The organism is Stenotrophomonas sp. DR822, assembly GCF_019793815.1.
GTDB lineage: Bacteria > Pseudomonadota > Gammaproteobacteria > Xanthomonadales > Xanthomonadaceae > Stenotrophomonas > Stenotrophomonas indicatrix.
On sequence record NZ_CP081826.1, the window covers coordinates 2,332,098 to 2,350,903 of the forward strand.

At 67.0% G+C, this 18,806-nt stretch carries 18 protein-coding genes; 12 read left to right on the forward strand and 6 right to left on the reverse strand.

The annotated features are described in order from the left end of the window. The first annotated feature begins 53 nt into the window (after positions 1 to 53). The 6 genes from K5K93_RS10770 (at position 54) to K5K93_RS10795 (ending at position 6,135) form a co-directional block, all read left to right on the forward strand. Positions 54 to 1,499 carry an SH3 domain-containing protein gene (locus K5K93_RS10770; RefSeq protein ID WP_222387878.1) on the forward strand — a complete coding sequence of 482 codons (1,446 nt, stop codon included), beginning with the start codon at positions 54 to 56 and terminating at the stop codon, positions 1,497 to 1,499. Further along, the gene (locus K5K93_RS10775; protein WP_025878242.1) at positions 1,500 to 2,594 is read left to right on the forward strand and encodes a dipeptide epimerase; all 1,095 of its coding nucleotides are present in this window, start codon (positions 1,500 to 1,502) and stop codon (positions 2,592 to 2,594) included. Between the two features lie 187 nt (positions 2,595 to 2,781). Continuing rightward, complete coding sequence (locus tag K5K93_RS10780) at positions 2,782 to 3,630, forward strand: MurR/RpiR family transcriptional regulator (protein WP_025878243.1); 849 nt, start codon at positions 2,782 to 2,784, stop codon at positions 3,628 to 3,630. A gap of 12 nt (positions 3,631 to 3,642) precedes the next feature. Continuing rightward, positions 3,643 to 4,407 carry a L,D-transpeptidase family protein gene (locus tag K5K93_RS10785; RefSeq protein ID WP_025878244.1) on the forward strand — a complete coding sequence of 255 codons (765 nt, stop codon included), beginning with the start codon at positions 3,643 to 3,645 and terminating at the stop codon, positions 4,405 to 4,407. Beyond that, positions 4,404 to 5,705 (forward strand): amino acid permease, encoded by a 1,302-nt coding sequence (locus tag K5K93_RS10790; RefSeq protein ID WP_222387879.1) that lies wholly within the window; start codon positions 4,404 to 4,406, stop codon positions 5,703 to 5,705. The genes K5K93_RS10785 and K5K93_RS10790 overlap by 4 nt, the downstream gene beginning before the upstream one ends. 82 nt (positions 5,706 to 5,787) lie before the next feature. Beyond that, positions 5,788 to 6,135, forward strand: coding sequence for a hypothetical protein (locus K5K93_RS10795; protein ID WP_025878246.1), 348 nt, complete (start codon positions 5,788 to 5,790; stop codon positions 6,133 to 6,135). Positions 6,136 to 6,242: 107 nt separating this feature from the next. Here the strand turns inward: K5K93_RS10795 and yiaA are convergent, their stop codons facing one another. After that, on the reverse strand, positions 6,243 to 6,695 hold the full coding sequence (yiaA, locus tag K5K93_RS10800) for an inner membrane protein YiaA (RefSeq protein ID WP_025878247.1): 453 nt from the start codon (positions 6,693 to 6,695) through the stop codon (positions 6,243 to 6,245). Between the two features lie 172 nt (positions 6,696 to 6,867). Here yiaA and K5K93_RS10805 point away from each other — a divergent pair, with 172 nt between their 5' ends. Then, positions 6,868 to 8,034: a PQQ-dependent sugar dehydrogenase gene (locus tag K5K93_RS10805; RefSeq protein WP_222387880.1), complete on the forward strand. Its 1,167-nt coding sequence runs from the start codon at positions 6,868 to 6,870 to the stop codon at positions 8,032 to 8,034. 106 nt (positions 8,035 to 8,140) lie between these two features. Here K5K93_RS10805 and K5K93_RS10810 read toward each other — a convergent pair whose 3' ends face one another. The 4 genes from K5K93_RS10810 to folB all read right to left on the reverse strand — a co-directional run bounded on the left by K5K93_RS10810 (position 8,141) and on the right by folB (position 12,891). Beyond that, entirely contained in the window at positions 8,141 to 8,734 is a 594-nt protein-coding gene (locus K5K93_RS10810; RefSeq protein ID WP_222387881.1) for a hypothetical protein, read from the reverse strand. Positions 8,735 to 8,871: 137 nt separating this feature from the next. After that, positions 8,872 to 11,046 (reverse strand): glycoside hydrolase family 3 N-terminal domain-containing protein, encoded by a 2,175-nt coding sequence (locus K5K93_RS10815; RefSeq protein ID WP_093821006.1) that lies wholly within the window; start codon positions 11,044 to 11,046, stop codon positions 8,872 to 8,874. A 128-nt stretch (positions 11,047 to 11,174) separates the two neighbouring features. Continuing rightward, positions 11,175 to 12,446 carry a mechanosensitive ion channel domain-containing protein gene (locus K5K93_RS10820; protein WP_222387882.1) on the reverse strand — a complete coding sequence of 424 codons (1,272 nt, stop codon included), beginning with the start codon at positions 12,444 to 12,446 and terminating at the stop codon, positions 11,175 to 11,177. Between the two features lie 91 nt (positions 12,447 to 12,537). Continuing rightward, on the reverse strand, positions 12,538 to 12,891 hold the full coding sequence (folB, locus tag K5K93_RS10825) for a dihydroneopterin aldolase (RefSeq protein WP_025878255.1): 354 nt from the start codon (positions 12,889 to 12,891) through the stop codon (positions 12,538 to 12,540). 328 nt (positions 12,892 to 13,219) lie between these two features. Between folB and K5K93_RS10830 the strand changes: the two genes are divergently transcribed. Continuing rightward, positions 13,220 to 13,900 (forward strand): hypothetical protein, encoded by a 681-nt coding sequence (locus K5K93_RS10830; RefSeq protein WP_314817794.1) that lies wholly within the window; start codon positions 13,220 to 13,222, stop codon positions 13,898 to 13,900. A 42-nt stretch (positions 13,901 to 13,942) separates the two neighbouring features. On the opposite strand, the gene tsaD is transcribed toward K5K93_RS10830, so the two are convergent. Beyond that, on the reverse strand, positions 13,943 to 14,968 hold the full coding sequence (tsaD, locus tag K5K93_RS10835; RefSeq protein ID WP_049468546.1) for a tRNA (adenosine(37)-N6)-threonylcarbamoyltransferase complex transferase subunit TsaD: 1,026 nt from the start codon (positions 14,966 to 14,968) through the stop codon (positions 13,943 to 13,945). Positions 14,969 to 15,134: 166 nt separating this feature from the next. Here tsaD and rpsU point away from each other — a divergent pair, with 166 nt between their 5' ends. From rpsU to dnaG, 4 genes are all read left to right on the forward strand, one after another. Next, positions 15,135 to 15,350: a 30S ribosomal protein S21 gene (gene rpsU / locus K5K93_RS10840; protein ID WP_002808376.1), complete on the forward strand. Its 216-nt coding sequence runs from the start codon at positions 15,135 to 15,137 to the stop codon at positions 15,348 to 15,350. Between the two features lie 133 nt (positions 15,351 to 15,483). Beyond that, a complete protein-coding gene (locus tag K5K93_RS10845; RefSeq protein WP_032975623.1) occupies positions 15,484 to 15,927 on the forward strand; it encodes a GatB/YqeY domain-containing protein in 444 nt (147 codons plus the stop codon). A 105-nt stretch (positions 15,928 to 16,032) separates the two neighbouring features. Further along, the gene (locus tag K5K93_RS10850; protein WP_222387883.1) at positions 16,033 to 16,992 is read left to right on the forward strand and encodes a YihY/virulence factor BrkB family protein; all 960 of its coding nucleotides are present in this window, start codon (positions 16,033 to 16,035) and stop codon (positions 16,990 to 16,992) included. 58 nt (positions 16,993 to 17,050) lie between these two features. Further along, positions 17,051 to 18,790 (forward strand): DNA primase, encoded by a 1,740-nt coding sequence (gene dnaG, locus K5K93_RS10855; protein ID WP_025878279.1) that lies wholly within the window; start codon positions 17,051 to 17,053, stop codon positions 18,788 to 18,790. The last annotated feature ends 16 nt before the right edge of the window (positions 18,791 to 18,806 follow it).

Genomic DNA, 18,806 nt, shown 5'->3' on the forward strand with positions numbered 1-18,806 from the left:
GGGGCCAAAAGGAATAAATATTCCAACAGGCATTCGAGGAGGGTGTGCAGCGCATGATCCTGGCTTCCCGCAAACCGCGTCGGCACTGGCCGCACCGGTTGACCTTGGCACTGGCCCTGGGCCTGCTGGGTGCACCCGCATTCACCCAGGCGGCCACGCCTGTACCCGACCCCGGCGCCGCGCTGCCTTACGTGATCGGCCTGCACGAGGCCTACCTCACCCCGGACTACTGGGCGGCACGGCTGGACAATGCCGACGCACCTATCCTGGACCGCGCGCAGATCGAGGCGCAGAACGCGCGGATGCGCGCGCAGGACAAGCACATCCAGGACATCGCCACCCTGCCTGCGCAGCTCAGCGCGGCACAGGTGCGTGACAGCATCACCACGCTGTCGAGCTGGCCCACGCGGGCGCTGTATGACGACAAGGGCCGCGCCATCGCACCGGACGTGCGCAGCGCGATCGAAGCCAACCTCGGTCTCGACGCAGTTCCGTCGCAGGTGTCGCCGGACTACGCCCTGGTGGTGAAGCGCGCCGCGCTGCGCACCTTCCCCACCCGCCAGCGTGTCTTCAGCACCGTCGGCGATACCGACATCGACCGCTTCCAGGAGTCGGCACTGTTCCCCGGCGACAAGGTTGCCGTCGTCCACCGCAGCACCGACGGCCGCTGGCTGTTCGTGCACAGCGAGCGCTACAGCGCATGGATCGAAGCCGACGCGGTGGCCAGCGGTGACAAGGCCACGGTGCTCGGCTACGGCGCGAAGGGCCCGTACCGCATCGTCACCGCTGCCACGGCGCACACCGCCTACACACCCGAGGAACCGCGTGTCTCGCGCCTGCAGCTGGACATGGGCGTGCGCCTGCCGGTGTTGGCCGACTGGCCCGCCGCCGAGCCGGTGAACGGGCAACAGGCGCACGCCTCGTGGGTGGTGCAGCTGCCGGTGCGCGAGGCCGATGGCCGCCTGAAGCTGGTGCCGGCGCTGCTGCCGCGCTCGCAGGACACCGCCGCCGACTACCTGCAGCTGACCCCGCGCCTGCTGCTGCAGCAAGCGTTCAAGTTCCTCGGCGAGCGCTACGGCTGGGGCCACGACTACGACACCCGCGACTGCAGTGGATTCGTATCGGAGATCTACCGCAGCTTCGGCGTGCTGCTGCCACGCAATACCAGCGCACAGGCGGTCAGTCCCGCGCTGGACCGCTTGCCGTTCACCGCCAAGGACGGCAAGGCCGTGCGCGACCGCGCCGTCAGCGATCTGCAGGTGGGTGACCTGGTCTACATCCCCGGCCACGTGATGATGGCCATCGGCCACGTCGATGGCCGCACCTGGGTGATCCACGATACCGCGGGCGGCAGCTGGTTCGGCGCCGACGGCAAGCGTGTGCAGGCCCACCTCAATGGCGTATCGGTCACCCCGCTGGAGCCGATGATGGCCAGCGACAGCGTCCGCTACATCGATCGCATCACCAACATCCAACGCCTGCGTGCCAAGAACCCCTGAATGAAGATCACCGCCATCGAACTGGGCATGCTGCGCGTGCCGCTGAAGACCCCTTTCAAGACCGCGCTGCGCACGGTGGAAACCGTGGAGGACGTGGTGGTGCTGATCCGCACCGACAGCGGCCACACCGGCTACGGCGAGGCGCCTGCCACCGCGGTGATCACCGGTGACACCCACGGCTCGATCATCGAAGCGATCCGGCACTTCATCGCCCCGCGCCTGATCGGCCAGGAGGTGGTCAACCTCAACCGCCTGTGCACGCTGGTGCAGACCGCGATGGAGCGCAACACCAGCGCCAAGGCGGCGGTGGAGATCGCCCTGTACGACCTGTGGGCGCAGCTGCATGGCGCGCCGCTGTACCAGATGCTCGGTGGTGGCGACCCGGTGATCACCACCGACATCACCATCAGCGTGGACTACATCGACAAGATGGTGGCCGATTCGCTGTCGGCGATCGAACGCGGCTTCGAGTCGCTGAAGATCAAGGTCGGCAAGGACATCGGCGTGGACATCGAACGGGTCAAGGCGATCCATGCCGCCGTCGAAGGCCGTGCGCTGCTGCGACTGGATGCCAACCAGGGCTGGACCGCCAAGCAGGCAGTGCATGCGATGCGCACGCTGGAAGATGCAGGTGTGGTGCTGGAACTGCTGGAGCAGCCGGTCAAGGCCGCCGACATCAGCGGCCTGAAGTACGTAACCGATCGGGTCAACACCCCGGTGATGGCCGACGAGAGCGTGTTCAGTCCGAGCCAGGTGATGGACCTGATCCAGCAGCGCGCCGCCGACATCATCAACATCAAGCTGATGAAGACCGGTGGCCTGTCCAACGCAATCCGCATTGCCGACATCGCCGGCATCTACGGCGTGCCGTGCATGATCGGCTGCATGATCGAATCCAGCATCAGCGTGGCCGCAGCGGTGCACCTGGCGGTAGCCAAGAGCGATGTGATCACCAAGGTCGACCTCGACGGCCCATCGCTGGGCCAGTTCGACCCGGTCAGCGGCGGGGTGCGCTTCAACGAGTCGGAGATCAGCATCAGCGATGTGCCGGGGTTGGGCATCACCGAAGTGCGGGGGCTGGAGATGCTGGGTTGATCGTTGACACAACGATCGCCGCCATCAGTAGATCCACGCCATGCGTGGATGCTCCTGCTCTTGCTTCTGCCCTACCCCGTACCCCCTTCGCGGCTGGCACCCGCCCGAGCCACCACATACTCTGCTCTACGCCGCCAACCGCAACGCGGTCCTCTATGCTCCAGCGCACGACCATCGGACGCCCCGCATGCCGCCCCTGCTGAAAATCCGCACCGAGCGCGGGCAGATGTCGGCCATCGAACGCCGCATCGCCGACTTCATCCTCGACAACGCGCACCTGCTGCGCGACTACTCCTCGCAGCAGCTGGCCAGCGCGCTGGGCATCAGCCAGTCCAGCGTGGTCAAGTTCAGCCAGAAGCTCGGCTTCAAGGGCTACCCGGACCTGAAATATTCCATCGGCGAGGACGTCGCCCGCGCCGGTGCCGACCCACAGCAGGCGCCCGCCGAACCAGACATCAGCGATGACTACCTGCGCCTGGGCGACGCCCTGCGCCGCAGCAAGGCCCAGGCCGAGGAAGAAACCCGCCAGGCCAACCCACGCGAGGAGATCGAGCGCATCGTGCAACTGCTCGACGGCGCGCCCAAGCTGTTTGTGTACGGCCTCGGTGACGACGGCCTGTACGCGCGCGAATTCGCCATGCGGCTGTCGCTGCTCGGCCTGCTGGTGGTGCCGCATACCGATCCGATCCTGATGCTGGCCAACCTGTCCGCCGCGCGCCCGGGCGATGTGCTGCTGATGTTCTCCGAGTTCGGCAAGTTGCCACAGCTTTCGCAGCTGTCGCGCCAGTTCCAGGACATGGGCGGCAAGGTGGTGTCGATCACCCGCCACACCGCCAACCCGCTGCGCGCGCATGCCGATGCGGCACTGGTGGTGTGCGCGCACGACCGCGCGCCGCAGGTGGCGCAGCTGCTGTACCGTAGCGCCATGCATGCCCTGCTCGATTTCCTGTTCGTGCTGCTCTGCCACGCCAATCCGGATCGCCAGCAGCAGCTGGCGGTGAACCTGGAACGGATCGACCACCTGCTGGATTCCTGACCGGAGCGCCCGATGAACCTGCTGCTGGCCCGCCTTGCATCTGCCGCGCTGCTGCTCGTTGCCGCAGCGGCTCTCCACGCTGCCCCGCTGGACAACGCTCGCCAACTGATCGTGGTCACCAGCGAGACCTGGGACAGCACGCAGGGCCAGCTGCAGGCCTTCGTGCGCGACGGCAAGCACTGGCGCAGGCACGGCCAGGCCTTCCCGGTCGCGCTGGGTCGCACCGGCAGTGCCTGGGGCCTGGGCCTGCATCCTGCCCAGACCGACGGTCCGCAGAAACAGGAAGGCGATGGCCGCAGTCCGGCCGGTGTGTTCGCGCTGGGCAGCGCGTTCGGCTATGCCATCACCCGGCCCGGCACGGCGATGACCTATCAGCCGATGCTCGAGAGCAGCTACTGCATGGACGTGCCAGCATCGCCGTTCTACAACCGCATCGTCGATGCGAAGAAGGTGGGCAGCGCCGCCATAGCCGGTTCCACCGAACCGATGCGGCTGGACCTGCACAACCAGGGCGACGTGCGTTACCGGGAAGGCTTCGTGATCGCGCACAACCCGGACAACCAACCCGGCAAGGGCAGCTGCATCTTCGCCCATCTGTGGCGCCAGCCCGGCGAGGCCACCGCTGGCTGCACTGCGATGCCAGAGGTGCGCATGCAGGCGTTGCTGGACTGGCTGCGCCCGCAGGACACGCCACGCTTCGTCCTGTTGCCAAGGGCCGAATACCAGCGCCTGCAGGCACAGTGGAAACTGCCCGCGCTTGAAGGAGCCGTACGTTGAGCACCGCCGACGAACCGCAACTGCAACGCGCGGTCAGCCGCTGGCAGATCGTCGGCCTGTCCATCAACGATGTGGTCGGCAGCGGCATCTACCTGCTGCCGGCCGCCACGGTCGCCCTGCTCGGTCCCTTCAGCCTGTGGGGCGTGGTCGCCGCCGGCATCGTCGTCGCCCTGCTGGTGCTGTGCTACGCGCAGGCGGCCAGCTATTTCGATGAACCCGGTGGCAGCTACCTGTACGCGCGCGAAGCCTTTGGCCGCTTCGCCGGCTTCGAGATCGGCTGGATGATCTGGCTGACCCGCATCAGCTCGGCCGCTGCGCTCAGCAATGCGCTGGCCGACGCCGTGGCGCGGTTCTGGCCGTGGGCAGGCGCAGGCATGGGCCGCATCGCGATCATCGTTTTCTCGCTCGGTTTCCTCACCGGGGTGAACATCATCGGCGTGCGTTCGGCCGCCCGCACCGGCATCGTGCTGGTGATCGGCAAGATGCTGCCGCTGCTGTTGTTCGTGGCCATCGGCGCCTTCTACATCGACCCGCAGCTGGCGTTCTCCGGCCAGCGCCCGGACCCGCACGACCTGCAGCGCATGGGCGAGGCGGCGCTGCTGTTGCTGTATGCCTACGCCGGGTTCGAGAACATTCCGGCCGCAGCCGGTGAATACCGCAACCCACGCCGCGACATCCCGTTCGCGCTGATCACCATGATCGTCACCGTCACCGTGATCTACGCGGCGGTGCAGATCGTGGCGCAGGGCACGCTGCCCGGCCTGGCCAACTCGGCCACGCCACTGGCCGATGCGGCTTCCAGCTTCGGCGGCGAGGCGCTGGCGCTGATCCTCACCGTGGGCGCGACCATCTCCATCCTCGGCACCAACAGCAACACGATGATGATGGGCCCGCGCTTCCTGTTCGCCCTGGCCCGCGATGGCTACGGCCCGAAGGTGCTGGCGCAGGTGCACCCGCGCTTCCGTACCCCGGCCGCGGCGATCTTCTGCCAGGGCCTGATCGCCCTCGGCCTGGCGCTGTCCGGGTCGTTCGTGCAGCTGGCACTGCTGTCGATGACCACACGCCTGTTCGCCTACATCGGCACGGCCGCCGCAGTGCTGGTACTGGCCAAGCGCTATGCCGACCGTCCCGGCGCGCTGAAGCTGCCCGGCGGCCCGTTGATTCCGGTGCTGGCCCTGCTGCTGTGCGTGGCCCTGTTTGCCAGTGCCAGCTGGCAGAACATCGTCGCGGCGCTGGTCGCCTTCGCCGTTGGCGCGGTGATCTACAAGCTGCCGCGCAAGGATGCCGCTGCTGATTGACCTGCCGATCACGCTGCCGGTCCGGCGCGTTAACCGGCCGATGGGCACGATCAGGCTTCGTCCACTACGGAGCCTTCTGTCCATGAGCCCCGATTACCAGATTCCCGGTCGCGTGCCGGAAGACAGCACCCCGCGCGAGGCCATTTCCGACTACTGGCGCGACCGCTACAGCGCCGAACCGTATTACGACGCCAGCCTGCTGTTCGATGACTACGAGCCGGCCTATCAGATCGGCCACGCAGCACGCTTCAACGAAACCCGCGCCGATCAGGTGATCCGCGCCTACGAACAGGTCGAAGCGGAGTTGCAGTCCCGCTGGGCGACCGAGCGCGGCAAGAGCCGCCTGGAATGGGATCAGGCCCGCGCCGCTGTCCGCCGCGGTTGGGATGAAGCCCATGTAGCCGATCCGCGGCTGACGCGCCACGGTTGACCCCTCCAGCTGTTGAGTGATGCAGCCACAGTAGCGCCGAGCCCCTGCTCGGCGCCTTCTGCGTTGCAGGCCTGGCCTGGGCAGGCGCTTGGCGCTACCTCAGCCGGTCATTCCTGTTCCGGCAGCGGCGGGATCGACGACGCGCGCTTGGGCTCGGCCGCGTTGGCGGCAATCAGGTCGCGGGTGTTCTTCTGCACCGCCACCGCGCCAAACAGCGACAGCGCGAACGCCATGCCGTAGAAGCCCTTTTCGCTCAGCACCAGGGTGGCGTTCCACAGGCCGACCAGCAGCAGCAACAGCGCCGACAGCAGCGCGAACCAGCACAGCGCGTAGTACAGGCCGCTCACCGGAATGGCCTCGACGCGGTCGCGCACGCTCTTCTGCAGCGATACCGCCGCAAACAGGCCGAACAGCAGCAGGGTCAGGTAATAGCCCTTCTCGTTCAGCGGCATCTCGGCATTGAACAGGCCGACAAGGTAAGCCACCGCGCCCAGCAGCAGGGCCACCCACGAGGCGGCGATGAAGGCGGGCGAGGGTCGATGGATGAGGGGTGCGTTCATTGCAGGTCCTTGGCAGACAGGCGGGCAATGCTTTGCCCGGGCGAGAACACCCTAGACGATCCGCGCCATGCCGCACAGGGGGGAGCAGGACCTTCGGGCCACGACCGTCACCGCCCCGGTGGTATACAACGGAGAGCCTGGCCATCCGCATCCCCTTCCGCTGGAGATACCCATGACCCGCACGCCCCTGCTGCTCGCCCTCGGCCTGCTGCCGATCCTCGCCACCACCGCCTGCAACGCGGCCGGCCCTGATGCGTCTGGCCAGAAGGCCCCGGCGACCGCCGCGGCCAACGCAGACCAGCGCCCCTTCACCGCCACCGAGGTCAGCCGGTTCGACCAGCCGTGGGCGATGACCTTCCTGCCCGATGGCAGCCTGCTGGTCACCGAAAAGCGCGGCAAGCTGCAGCACCTGGACCTGGCCAGCGGCCAGAAACATGAGATCACCGGTGTGCCCAAGGTCGCCTACGGCGGCCAGGGTGGGTTCGGTGACGTCATCCTGCATCCGGATTTCGCCCGCAACCGTGTGGTGTACGTCAGCTACGCCGAGGAAGGCACGCTGGACACGCGCGGCGCGGCCGTGGCCCGTGCCACCCTCGCCCTCGATGCCAGCGGCGGCGGCCAGCTGAAGGACCTGAAGGTGATCTGGCGGCAGACGCCGAAGGTCAGTGGCGAAGGCCACTACGGCCACCGCCTGGCCTTCGGCCCGGACGGCAAGCTGTGGATCAGTTCGAGCGAACGGCAGAAGTTCGATCCTGCGCAGGACATGAGCGGCAACCTGGGCAAGATCATCCGCCTCAACGACGACGGCAGCCTGCCGGCCGACAATCCGTTCGCCTCGCAGGGCGGTGTGGCCGCGCAGGTGTGGTCGCTCGGCCACCGCAACGTGCTGGGCATCGCCTTCGATGCCAATGGCAAGCTGTGGGCGCAGGAGATGGGCCCGGCCGGCGGCGATGAGCTGAACCTGATCGTGCGCGGTGCCAACTACGGCTATCCGATCGTGTCCAACGGCGACCACTACGATGGCCGTCCGATTCCCGACCATGACACCCGCCCGGAGTTCGCCGCACCGAAGGTGACCTGGAACCCGGTCATTTCCCCGGCCGGCCTGATGTTCTACAGCGGCAGCCTGTTCCCGCAGTGGAAGGGCAGCGCCTTCATCGGTGGCCTGTCGTCCACCTCGCTGGTGCGGGTTGCCTTCGACGGCGACAGCGCGCGCGAGGCCGAACGCTTCAACATGGGCGAGCGCATCCGCGAAGTGGAACAGGGCCCGGACGGCGCGCTGTGGCTGCTGGAAGACGGCAGCAAGGCACGGCTGCTGAAGCTCACGCCGAAGGCCTGACGGCCGGGTGGTGCCGGCTGCTGGCCGGCACCTGCAGGAGCCCTGGTTGCCGGCCAGCGGCCGGCACTACCGATCTGGAACGGCCCTGCATACGGGGCCGTTTTCATTACTGGATGGTGCCGACCTTCACCTCGGTGCGCGTGCAGGCCTTGTCCAGGCACTGGCCGGTCAGCCAGACCTGGCCATCGCCGATCATCACGCCCTGCTGGTTGACGAACACCGTGCCGAAGTCCTGCGCGGACACCGCCTTGACCACCGCCGGGGTGATGATCTTTTCGTAGTTGCGCTGGAATTCACTGGGCCCGGTGATCTTCCTGCCACCGCTGATGTTCAACGGGAAACGCACTTCTTCAACCACCGCCGCGCGGTCGCCACCGACCACTGCGGTCTTGAAGGCAGTGAATACTTTTTCATACTGCGCCGCATCGCCGAGCAGCGTCTCGATGCGCGCGCGGGCGTCGTCTGCCGCCGCAGGTGCTGCGGGGTTGGCAGCATCGGCCGGCGTCGCAGCCGCATCCTTGGCGTGCTCCACCGCAGCCTGTGGCGCGGCGACCACATCGGGCGTGGTGCTGGCGGCCGCTTCGGCCGGCGTCGCGCCCGTCATCGGCGCAGGCGCATCGGCGGCAGGTTCGGGCGGCGGTGCCGGCTGCGAGCACGCTGCCAGCAACAGGACAGGAACAAGGTAAGCCATCGTGCGCATGCGCGGTCTCCATCGGATCAGGCTCCGATGGTAGCGCCGGGCCGTGCCCGGCGTGTTCGCCATGGGTGAGGACGCCGGGGATGGCCCGGCGCTACTCATTGCCAGTAGATCCACGCCATGCGTGGATGCTCTACCGGTCAGGCCTTCAGCAGTTCGAACTGCACCGCGTCACCGGCCATCGACGAGGCGCACACCCACACGTCGAACAGGCCCGGCTCGGCACGCAGCACGCCGTCGCGGCCGGTGAATGCCAGCTGTTCACGGGTCAGGGTGAACACCACCTCGGCCGACTCGCCCGGCTGCAGCGCCACCTTGCGGAAGTCCTTCAGCTCGCGCACCGGTCGCACGCGGCTGGCCACGCGGTCGTGGATGTACAGCTGCACCACTTCCTCGCCGGCCACGCTGCCGGTATTGGTCAGCGTGGTGGTCACGGTCAGGGTGTCGTCCCAGCCGACGCGCGCGCTGCTCAACTGCGGCACGCCGTAGGCGAAGGTGGTGTAGCCGATGCCGTGGCCGAACGGGTACAACGGCTCGTTCGGAATCTCGCGCCAGCGTGCCTTGAATTCCGACATCGTCGGCAGTTCCGGGCGACCGGTGCGCGGGTGGTTGTAGAAGTACGGCTGCTGGCCGGACACCTGCGGGAAGCTGACCGGCAGGCGGCCGGAGGGGCTGTAATCGCCGAACAGCACATCGGCAACGGCATGGCCGGTCTGCGTGCCCAGGTACCAGGTGATCGCAACGGCATGCGCATTGCGCACCGCGCCCTGCAGGGCCAGCGCGCGACCATTGCGCAGCAGCACCACCAGCGGCTTGCCGGTCATCGCCACCGCTTCGGCCAGCGCCTGCTGTGCCGGCGGCAGGGTGATCTCCACGCGCGACTGCGCCTCGCCGCTGTAACGCTGCGGCTCGCCCAGCGCCAGCACCACCACGTCGGCGCGCAGCGCAGCGGCCACGGCCGCCTCGGTGCCACCGGCAATGGCGGCTTCCAGTTCGCAACCCGGGACCACTTCCAGCAGCGTGTCATCGCCGATGGCCGCGCGCACGCCGGTTTCCAGATCCACGTAACGCTGCTTGTCGCCGAACAGCGTCCAGCAGCCTTCGATGTTGTCGCGGTCCTGCACGAACGGGCCGATCAGCGCGATCTTCTGCCCGTTCTTCTGCAGCGGCAGAACGTTGTCGCGGTTGTTCAACAGCACGATCGAACGGCGCGCGGCATCACGCGACAGTTCGTCATGGGCGTCGATATGGGAGGTATCGGCTTCGCGCGCCGGGTCCAGCGAACGGTACGGGTCGTCGAACAGGCCGATGGCCTCCTTCAGCCACAGGATGCGGCGCACGCCTTCATCCAGCACGCTCATCGGCACCTCGCCGCTCTCCACCAGGCCCGGCAGGTGCTCGGCGTAGAAGCCGCTCTGCATGCTCAGGTCCAGGCCGGCGGTGAACGCCTTGGCGGTGGCATCGCGGTCGTCGGCGGCATAACCGTGCGCGACCAGTTCCATGTCGGCGGTGTAGTCGGAGATCACCACGCCCGGGAACTTCCATTCACCGCGCAGGATGTCGGTCAGCAGCTCGGCGTTGGCGCTGGCCGGCACGCCGTTGATGTCGTTGAACGAGGACATCACGGTGATCGCGCCAGCGTCGAAGGCCGCCTTGAACGGCGGCAGGTGCACATCGCGCAGGGTCTGCGGCGAAATGTCCACCATGTTGTATTCCATGCCGGCCATCACCGCGCCGTAGGCGGCGAAGTGCTTGGGCGTTGCCAGCAGCGAGTCGGCGGCGCGCAGGTCGCTGCCCTGGAAGCCACGCACGCGGGCAGCGGCGAAGGCACAGCCCAGTACCACGTCCTCACCGGCACCTTCGGCACCGCGGCCCCAGCGCTGGTCACGGGCGATGTCCACTGCCGGTGCATAGGTCCAGTGCAGGCCGGCTGCGGTGGCTTCAACCGCAGTGGCGCGCGCGGTGCGCTCGGCCAGGTCCGGCTCGAAGCTGGCGGCCTCGCCGAGCGGAATCGGGAACACCGTGCGCATGCCGTGGATGACGTCGGCCGCCAGGATCACCGGGATGCCCAGGCGGCTCTCCTCGGTGGCGACCTGCTGGATGCGGCGGCCGAGCTCGGCGCCGACACCGTTGAACAGCGAGCCGACCTTGCCCTCGCGCACCTGCTGCAGCACCTGGTCGGCATTGCGCACGTTGGCTTCCGGGTTCACGTCCGGGGCGAACGGGCGGACCATGTCCGCGAAGACTCCCAGCTGGCCGACTTTTTCCTCGACGGTCATCTGGGCAATGAGGGATTCGATGCGATCGGAGGCCACCGGCAGTCCTTGATGAAAACGTTTACAAGCCCGGCATTCTAGCGATCCCGGACGATTTGGCGAGAGGTTTCGTCATTCAGTTTCAGCCACCAGCCGGATCCGTACGGTCCGACCGGGGGCATCGCAGCTTACTCCGAGCCGGCCAACTGGCGCTGCCCGGACATCAACATCGCGTCGCTGGACGCCTGGAACACCCGCAGGCCAAAGGCGGGAAGGATCGCCAGCAGGTGGTCGAAGATGTCCGACTGCACAGCCTCGTATTCGCCCCAGGCGGTGCTGCGGGTGAAGCAGTACAGCTCCAGCGGCAGGCCTTCGGTGGTCGGCTGCAGCTGGCGCACCAGCAGCGTCATGTCGGTATGGATGCCCGGGTGGTTGGCCAGATAACGCTCCACGTAGGCGCGGAAGGTCCCCAGGTTGGTCACCCGGCGGCTGTTGACCTCGGCCACGCCCTGCTCGCGCAGGCGCCCGTTCCACTGGCCCAGCTCCTGCTGCTTGCCGCGCAGGTAGTCGCCCAGCAGGGCGAACTGGCCGAGGAAAGCCAGGTCGTCCTCCTCCATGAAACGCACGCTGTGCTGGTCCAGGAACAGCGCGCGCTTGATCCGGCGGCCACCGGCCTCCTGCATGCCGCGCCAGTTCTTGAACGACTCGGTCACCAGCTTCTTGGTCGGGATGGTGGTGATGGTCTTGTCGAAGTTCTGCACCGTCACCGTATGCAGGGCGATATCGATGACATCGCCGTCGGCATTCTGGCTGGGCATCTCGATCCAGTCGCCGATGCGGATACGCCCATCACCACTGATCTGCACGCTGGCCACCAGCGACAGGATGGTGTCCTGGAAGATCAGCATCAGTACTGCGGTGGCCGCGCCCAGGCCGGTGACCAGGTAGCGCAGATCGACACCGGCGAGGGTGGCAACGATCGACAGCCCGGCGATCACGAAGATGATGATCTTGGCGACCTGCAGGTACCCCTTGATCGGCTTGTTGCGCGCCTCGGGGCGACGTTCGTACAGGTCGTTGGCCGCATCCAGCGCATGCGACAGCGCCAGCACCACGGTCAGGATCGCCCACGCCTGGCAGGCACCGATGATGAAGCCGACCAGGCCCGGCGGCAGGTCCGGCACGATACGGATGCCCGAGGCGATCACCTGGCTGGGCACCACGTTGGACAGCCGCGAAATGACCCGCATCAGATGGCTGCCGCGGCCGGTATCGGCGCCGGGCAGGCGGTTGAGCAGGCGACGCAGGCCGCGCAGCAGGATGCGCTTGGTCACCCAGTTGGCCAGGCCGGCGGCAACCAGCAGCGCCGAGATCATCAACGCCAGGTAGGCGCCAGGATAGGGTTCCAGTGTGTTCTGCAGCTTTTCCAGCCACTGTACCGCCACCACTGCGTCCACCATCGGTTGTCTCCTTCTTCATTGCTGTTGAGGTTGCCGGCCAGCGGCCGGCACTACCGGGGGTTGCCAGCCGACGGCCAGCACTACCGGCGTGTCAGTCCCGCGAGCGTTCGATGATCACGCCGACCGCACGTGCACCGCGCACCGCCCCTGGCTTGCTCAGCTTCAGGCGCAGCCACTTCACGTCGAACTCGTCCAGCACGATCTGCGCGCAGCGCTCGGCCAGGGTCTCCACCAGCCCGAACTCCGATTCGCGCACGAACTGCTCCAGGCGCTTGCTGACTGCCTTGTAGTTCAGGGTATGGGCAATGTCATCGCTGGCGGCCGGGCGACGGTTGTCGAACCCCATCTCCAGATCGAACACCAGGTCCTGGCGGATCCGCCGCTCCCAATCGTAGATGCCGATCAGGGCGTCGATCGTCAGCCCTTCGATGAAAACCTTGTCCATTGCGGTTACCAGCCGGAAAACAGGCGGCCATGGTAACGGGACGGCAGTGAGCCTGCCCGGAACGGAGGCGGCTCGCCGGGCATTCACAAGGTCTGGAAAAGACAAAGGGCCCTGCTAGCGGGGCCCTTTGGTACCTCTCAACGTCCTCGGGGGGAGCTGGAATCCAGCCGCGAGTCCCGAAGCACACGCTGCGAAGGATGAAGATCATTTTCCCTGTCGTCCAGAGGCATTCGCGACATTCCGGGGAAGTCCGAATGCCGTTGGGAGTTCTGCCAGGCAACCGGATGGCATTGCCCGATATCACCCGTACGGCGGCCGGCGCACGCTGGTGATCCACAACGTGATTCCGCCGCCAATGAAAGAGCAGAGGATCCTGCAAGCAGCACTATCCCGACCACGCTGGGCGACCTACAAACGCATCGCAGACCGTCATTCCCTGGATGCGGCCTCGCTGTATGTCTGGAACATGCAGATGTGTAGCGCTTTGCTATCGCCGCTTCACATCTGTGAAATCGTCATCCGCAACGCAGTCGCCGCAGCACTTGCGCATGCCTATGGTCCCCGCTGGCCATGGCATCCAGCACTGTTGCAGCGCATGCCCGCCGATGGCGCGTTGTCGGCGCTGCAGGACCTGCACAAGCGATCGAATCAGCAGATGAACACGCCGGAGATCATCGCCACCCTTCGATTCGCATTCTGGCAGCAACTCTTTACACGGCGCTTTGAGGGGCCCCTCTGGACGCGAAGCCTGAAGATCGCTCTGCCCAACGCTCCACAGAACACTGTCGGCACCGTCCGCACCACCATCCATGCCGACCTCGACCGCATCCGCCACCTGCGCAACCGCATCGCCCACCACGAACCGATCATCGAGCGCGACATCGGCGCCGACCTGGCCGCGATCGGGCGGCTGATCCACGCCCGGTGCCCACACACGCTGGCATGGCTGCAGCGCCATGAACGGGCGACGACGGTATTGGCGGCGTCTCCGTTGGCAGGGCGTCCATAATGCGTCCGCCGGGCATGGCCCGGCGCTACCGGTTGCGGGGCTTCACACCGCCGGCAGCGTCGCCATGTCCCAGCGCGGGGTGACGTCCACCTTCGGGGGGCTGTGCTGGCCCGCCAGCAGGCGCAGCGCGCCGGCGAAGGCGATCATCGCGCCGTTGTCGGTGCACAACGCCGGCCGCGGGAAGCAGGCGCGGCCGCCGAGGCGCTCGGCCATCTGCTGCAGGCGGGCGCGCAGGCGCTTGTTCGCACCCACACCACCGGCCACCACGATCACATTGGTGCCGGCCGCTTCCAGCGCGCGTTCGCACTTGATGCACAGGGTCTCGACCACGGCGTCTTCAAAGCCACGGGCAATGTCGGCGCGGGTCTGCTCACTCTGGTCGCTGTCGCGCCAGGCCATCAGGACCTGGGTCTTCAGGCCGGAGAAGCTGAAATCCAGGCCCGGGCGGTCGGTCATCGGCCGCGTGAAGCGGTAGACGCCCGGCGTGCCCTGCTCGGCCAGCGCGGCCAGCTGCGGCCCACCGGGGTACGGCAGGCCCATCATCTTGGCGGTCTTGTCGAAGGCTTCGCCTGCCGCGTCGTCCAGGGTTTCGCCCAGCAGCCGGTACTGGCCGATGGCATCGACGGCCACCAGCTGGGTATGGCCACCGGACACCAGCAGGGCCACGAACGGGGCCTGCGGCGGATCGTCTTCCATCAGCGGCGCCAACAGATGACCTTCCATGTGGTGCACGCCCACGGCGGGAACCTCCAGCGCCCAGGCCAGCGACCGGGCCACGCCGGCGCCCACCAGCAGCGCCCCGACCAAGCCGGGGCCGGCGGTGTAGGCCACCCCGTCGATGTCGTTCACGCCAAGCCCGGCCTCGGCCAGCGTCTGCCGGATCAACGGCAGCAGCTTGCGCACGTGGTCACGGCTGGCCAGCTCAGGCACCACACCGCCGTACTCGGCGTGCAGGGCGATCTGGCTGTAGACCGCATGGGCGCGCAGGGCAGCGCTGCCGGCCAGGTCGGTGTCATACACCGCCACGCCGGTCTCGTCACAGGAAGATTCGATGCCAAGGACTCGCATGCCTGCTATTATGACGCCCCTGCCAACCCCTCGGGGAACTGGCAGGCCTCACTGCAATCCAACAACTTGCCCCTATTCAGGATTTGTGGCTTGCAGTTTGTTTATTCGCCACTATAATGTGCGGCTCGCCGGGCGTGACCCGGTTCTACTGTGTCCCGGAGATTCCATGCCCAGCGTCAAAGTCCGCGAGAACGAACCCTTTGAGTTTGCTCTTCGCCGCTTCAAGCGCACTTGCGAAAAGGCCGGTGTGCTGGCCGAAACCCGCAAGCGCGAGTTCTACGAAAAGCCGACCCAGGAGCGCAAGCGCAAGGCCGCCGCTGCTGTGAAGCGTCAGCTGCGCCGCTCGTCGCGCGACGTTACCAAGCGTCAGCGCCTGTACTGATCGGACGCATCTTCATTGCGGTGGGCATTCCCTGCCGCGATGGAGTCGAAGCCGGCACGCGCGAGCGTCGCCGGCTTTTTGCGTTTCCGGGCCCGGGCATCCGCCCTGCCCTACTACCACCACGAGGTTCGTCATGAGCATGAAGCAGCAGCTCACCGAAGACATGAAGGCCGCCATGAAGGGCGGCGAGAAGCACAAGCTGGGCGTCATCCGCCTGATCAACGCCGCCATCAAGCAGAAGGAAGTCGACGAGCGCATCGAGCTCGACGACACCGCCGTGATCGCCGTGCTCGACAAGATGGTCAAGCAGCGCAAGGACTCGGTCAGCCAGTTTGAAGCGGCCAACCGCGAAGACCTGGCGGCAATCGAGCGCGCCGAAATCGTGGTGATCGAAGCCTACCTGCCGGCCAAGATGGGCGAAGCCGAGATTGTCGCGGCCATCCAGGCGGCCATCGCCGAGACCGGCGCCAGCAGCGCGGCCGACATGGGCAAGCTGATGGGCGCGCTGAAGCCCAAGCTGGCCGGCCAGGCCGACATGGGCCTGGTGTCCAAGCTGGTCAAGCAGGCGCTGTCGTAAGCAACGCCAGACCCGGGTCCCTTCCGCACTGCGAAGGGACTGCGGGACGCGCTCCTGCGCACCTGCTTCACCGCGTCTTCGACGTGGTGCTGCTACAACTCCGGCATGGTTGATCCAACGTCCCACGCCCCCGAAGACCGCGCGCCGCACGGCGGCCCCGCGTCCCTGCACAAGTACATCAAGCGCCTGCAGGACAGTTTCCCGATGGCCGTCGTCAAGCGCTTCGTCGAAATCGACGTGCTGACCCAGGCCGCCTCGGTTTCCTTCTATGCCCTGCTGTCGATGGCGCCACTGCTGGTGCTGCTGCTGTGGCTGACCGCCTCGCTGTACCCGCCGGCACAGCAGGCCCTGGTCGACCAGATCAGCTCGGTGGCCGGCAGCAGTGCCGCGACCGTGGCCGAAACCGTGCTGAAGAATGCCGACAACCAGCCCGACGTCGGATCGCTGGCCGGGCTGTGGAGCACGCTGCTGCTGTTCGTTGGCGCCACTGCGGTGTTTGCCCAGTTGCAGAACGCACTGAACCTGATCTTCCGCACCAGCGGCGAACGCCTGGAGGGCATCAAGGCGTGGCTGCGCAAACGCGTGTTCTCCTTCGGCGTGGTGCTGGCGCTGGGCTTCCTGCTGATCCTGTCGATGACCGCCACCACCGTGCTGCAGGTGGCCTTTGCGCAGCTGCCCTCGATCCTGCCGGCCATCGGCTACCTGACCAGCCTGCTGCTGTACGCGGTCGGCTTCGCCTTCATGTATCACTACCTGCCGGACCGGCGCGTGGCGTGGCGCCAGGCCTTCATCGGCGGCCTCATCACCTCGGCGCTGTTCGCGCTCGGCCGCTATGGCATCGGCGTGTACATCGCCACCGTCGCACCGGGCAGTGCTTACGGCTCGATGGGTGCGCTGGTGATCTCGCTGGTCTGGATCTACTACGCCACCGTGGTCTTCTTCGTCGGCGCGCTGATGACCGCGGTGATCGATGAACGCCTGCGCGCACGCCATCATCTGCTGGCTGCCGGCATCGACCCTGGCACTGCGTCTAACGCGCCCGGGAACGTGGCCGGCAAGGGGTAAACTAGGGGGACTGACTCCCCCCTCCGCGTGGCTGCCGCCGCGCCCTGCCTCGTTGCCCATGGCCCGTATCCCCGACGCTTTCATCGACGACCTGCTGGCCCGCTCCGACATCGTCGAGGTGGTGGGCAGTCGCGTGCCGTTGAAGCGCCAGGGCAAGGAGTACGCCGCGCGCTGCCCGTTCCATGACGAACGGTCGGCCTCGTTCACCGTCTCGCCGACCAAGCAGTTCTATCACTGCTTCGGCTGCGGCGCGCACGGCACGGCCATCAGCTTCCTGATGAACTACGACCGCCTCGAATTCCTCGACGCGGTGGATGAACTGGCCAAGCGTGCCGGCATGGAAGTGCCGCGCAGCGAGAACCCGCGCAGCGCCCAGCAGCAGGATGATAGTCGCGAGCTGTATTCGGCGCTGGACGCGGCAACCAAGTTCTTCCAGAAGAACCTTGAGGGCAGCGAGAAAGCCCGCAGCTACCTCGATGGCCGCGGCGTGGATGAAGAGAACCGCGCACGCTTCCAGATCGGCTATGCGCCTGATGGCTACAGCGGCCTGCGCGACGCACTGGGCAAGGACGAGCGGCGGATGAAGCTGCTCGACCGCGCTGGCCTGTTCTCCAAGAACGACCGCGGCCACGTCTACGACAAGTTCCGCGACCGGGTGATGTTCCCGATCTTCGACCGCCGTGGCCGGGTGATCGCCTTCGGCGGGCGCGTGTTCGAGAAGGACGACGGCCCCAAGTACCTCAACTCGCCCGAGACCGCGCTGTTCCACAAGGGCCGCGAGCTGTACGGCCTGTGGCAGGTGCGCCAGGCCAACCAGAAGATCGAGCGCTTGATCGTGGTCGAGGGCTACATGGACGTGGTCTCGCTGTTCCAGTTCGGCGTCACCCAGGCGGTGGCGACGCTGGGCACGGCGACCACGCCGGACCACGCCGAACTGTTGTTCCGCAACGCGCCGGACGTGTTCTTCTGCTTCGATGGCGACGCCGCCGGCCGCCGCGCCGGCTGGAAGGCGCTGGAATCGGTGCTGCCACGCATGAAGGACGGCCGCCAGGCCTTCTTCCTGTTCCTGCCCGACGGCGAAGACCCGGACAGCATCGTGCGCAAGGAAGGCGCCGAGGCCTTCGACGAACGCTTGAAGCAGGCCACGCCGCTGTCGCAGTTCTTCTTCGACGAGCTGACCCGCGAGATCAACCTGGGCACGCTGGATGGCAAGGCACGGCTGGCTGAGCGCGCCAAGCCGATGCTGGCGCAGATTCCCGATGGTGCCTTCGGCGACCTGATGAAGCAGCAGTTGGCGCAGCTGACCGGCCTGGGTGGCAACGCGCAAGCGGGCCGGCCGCAGATGCCACAACGCGCCGCGCCGCGCACGATCCAACCGGCGGCCAAGCGCAGCCTGGTGCGCGGCGCGATCGCCGTCCTGCTGCAGCAACCGTCGCTGGCCCTGACCCTGGGCGGCAAGCATCACTTCCAGGGCCTGCGCCTGCCCGGCGTTGAGCTGCTGCTGGAATTGCTGGGGCTGGTCGAACAGCGCCCGGACATCAGTACCGGCGCCCTGCTGGAGCATTTCGACGGCCGCGAAGAACAGGCCTCGCTGCACACCTTGGCCGCGCAGACGCTGGCGGGCGATGAAGCGATGTGGACGGTGGAACTGCATGACGCGGTCGGCCAGCTGGAGAAGCAGCTGCTGTTCCAGCGGATCGACGACCTCAACGCCAAGCAGCGACAACAGGGTCTGGACGATACTGACAAGTACGAGATGCGCGAACTGCTGAAGGCACGCGCCAATCTGCGCCTGTAGCGGCAGAACATATCCC

Coding starts and splice junctions, on each gene's coding strand:
- K5K93_RS10820 (WP_222387882.1), bottom strand. CDS start 12,446: ATGGTGGACGCAGTGGTGGCGGTACAGTGGCTGGAAAAGCTGCAGAAC.
- K5K93_RS10845 (WP_032975623.1), top strand. CDS start 15,484: ATGAGCATGAAGCAGCAGCTCACCGAAGACATGAAGGCCGCCATGAAG.
- rpsU (WP_002808376.1), top strand. CDS start 15,135: ATGCCCAGCGTCAAAGTCCGCGAGAACGAACCCTTTGAGTTTGCTCTT.
- folB (WP_025878255.1), bottom strand. CDS start 12,891: ATGGACAAGGTTTTCATCGAAGGGCTGACGATCGACGCCCTGATCGGC.
- K5K93_RS10850 (WP_222387883.1), top strand. CDS start 16,033: ATGGTTGATCCAACGTCCCACGCCCCCGAAGACCGCGCGCCGCACGGC.
- tsaD (WP_049468546.1), bottom strand. CDS start 14,968: ATGCGAGTCCTTGGCATCGAATCTTCCTGTGACGAGACCGGCGTGGCG.
- K5K93_RS10780 (WP_025878243.1), top strand. CDS start 2,782: ATGCCGCCCCTGCTGAAAATCCGCACCGAGCGCGGGCAGATGTCGGCC.
- dnaG (WP_025878279.1), top strand. CDS start 17,051: ATGGCCCGTATCCCCGACGCTTTCATCGACGACCTGCTGGCCCGCTCC.
- K5K93_RS10810 (WP_222387881.1), bottom strand. CDS start 8,734: ATGCGCACGATGGCTTACCTTGTTCCTGTCCTGTTGCTGGCAGCGTGC.
- K5K93_RS10785 (WP_025878244.1), top strand. CDS start 3,643: ATGAACCTGCTGCTGGCCCGCCTTGCATCTGCCGCGCTGCTGCTCGTT.
- K5K93_RS10775 (WP_025878242.1), top strand. CDS start 1,500: ATGAAGATCACCGCCATCGAACTGGGCATGCTGCGCGTGCCGCTGAAG.
- K5K93_RS10795 (WP_025878246.1), top strand. CDS start 5,788: ATGAGCCCCGATTACCAGATTCCCGGTCGCGTGCCGGAAGACAGCACC.
- K5K93_RS10770 (WP_222387878.1), top strand. CDS start 54: ATGATCCTGGCTTCCCGCAAACCGCGTCGGCACTGGCCGCACCGGTTG.
- yiaA (WP_025878247.1), bottom strand. CDS start 6,695: ATGAACGCACCCCTCATCCATCGACCCTCGCCCGCCTTCATCGCCGCC.
- K5K93_RS10805 (WP_222387880.1), top strand. CDS start 6,868: ATGACCCGCACGCCCCTGCTGCTCGCCCTCGGCCTGCTGCCGATCCTC.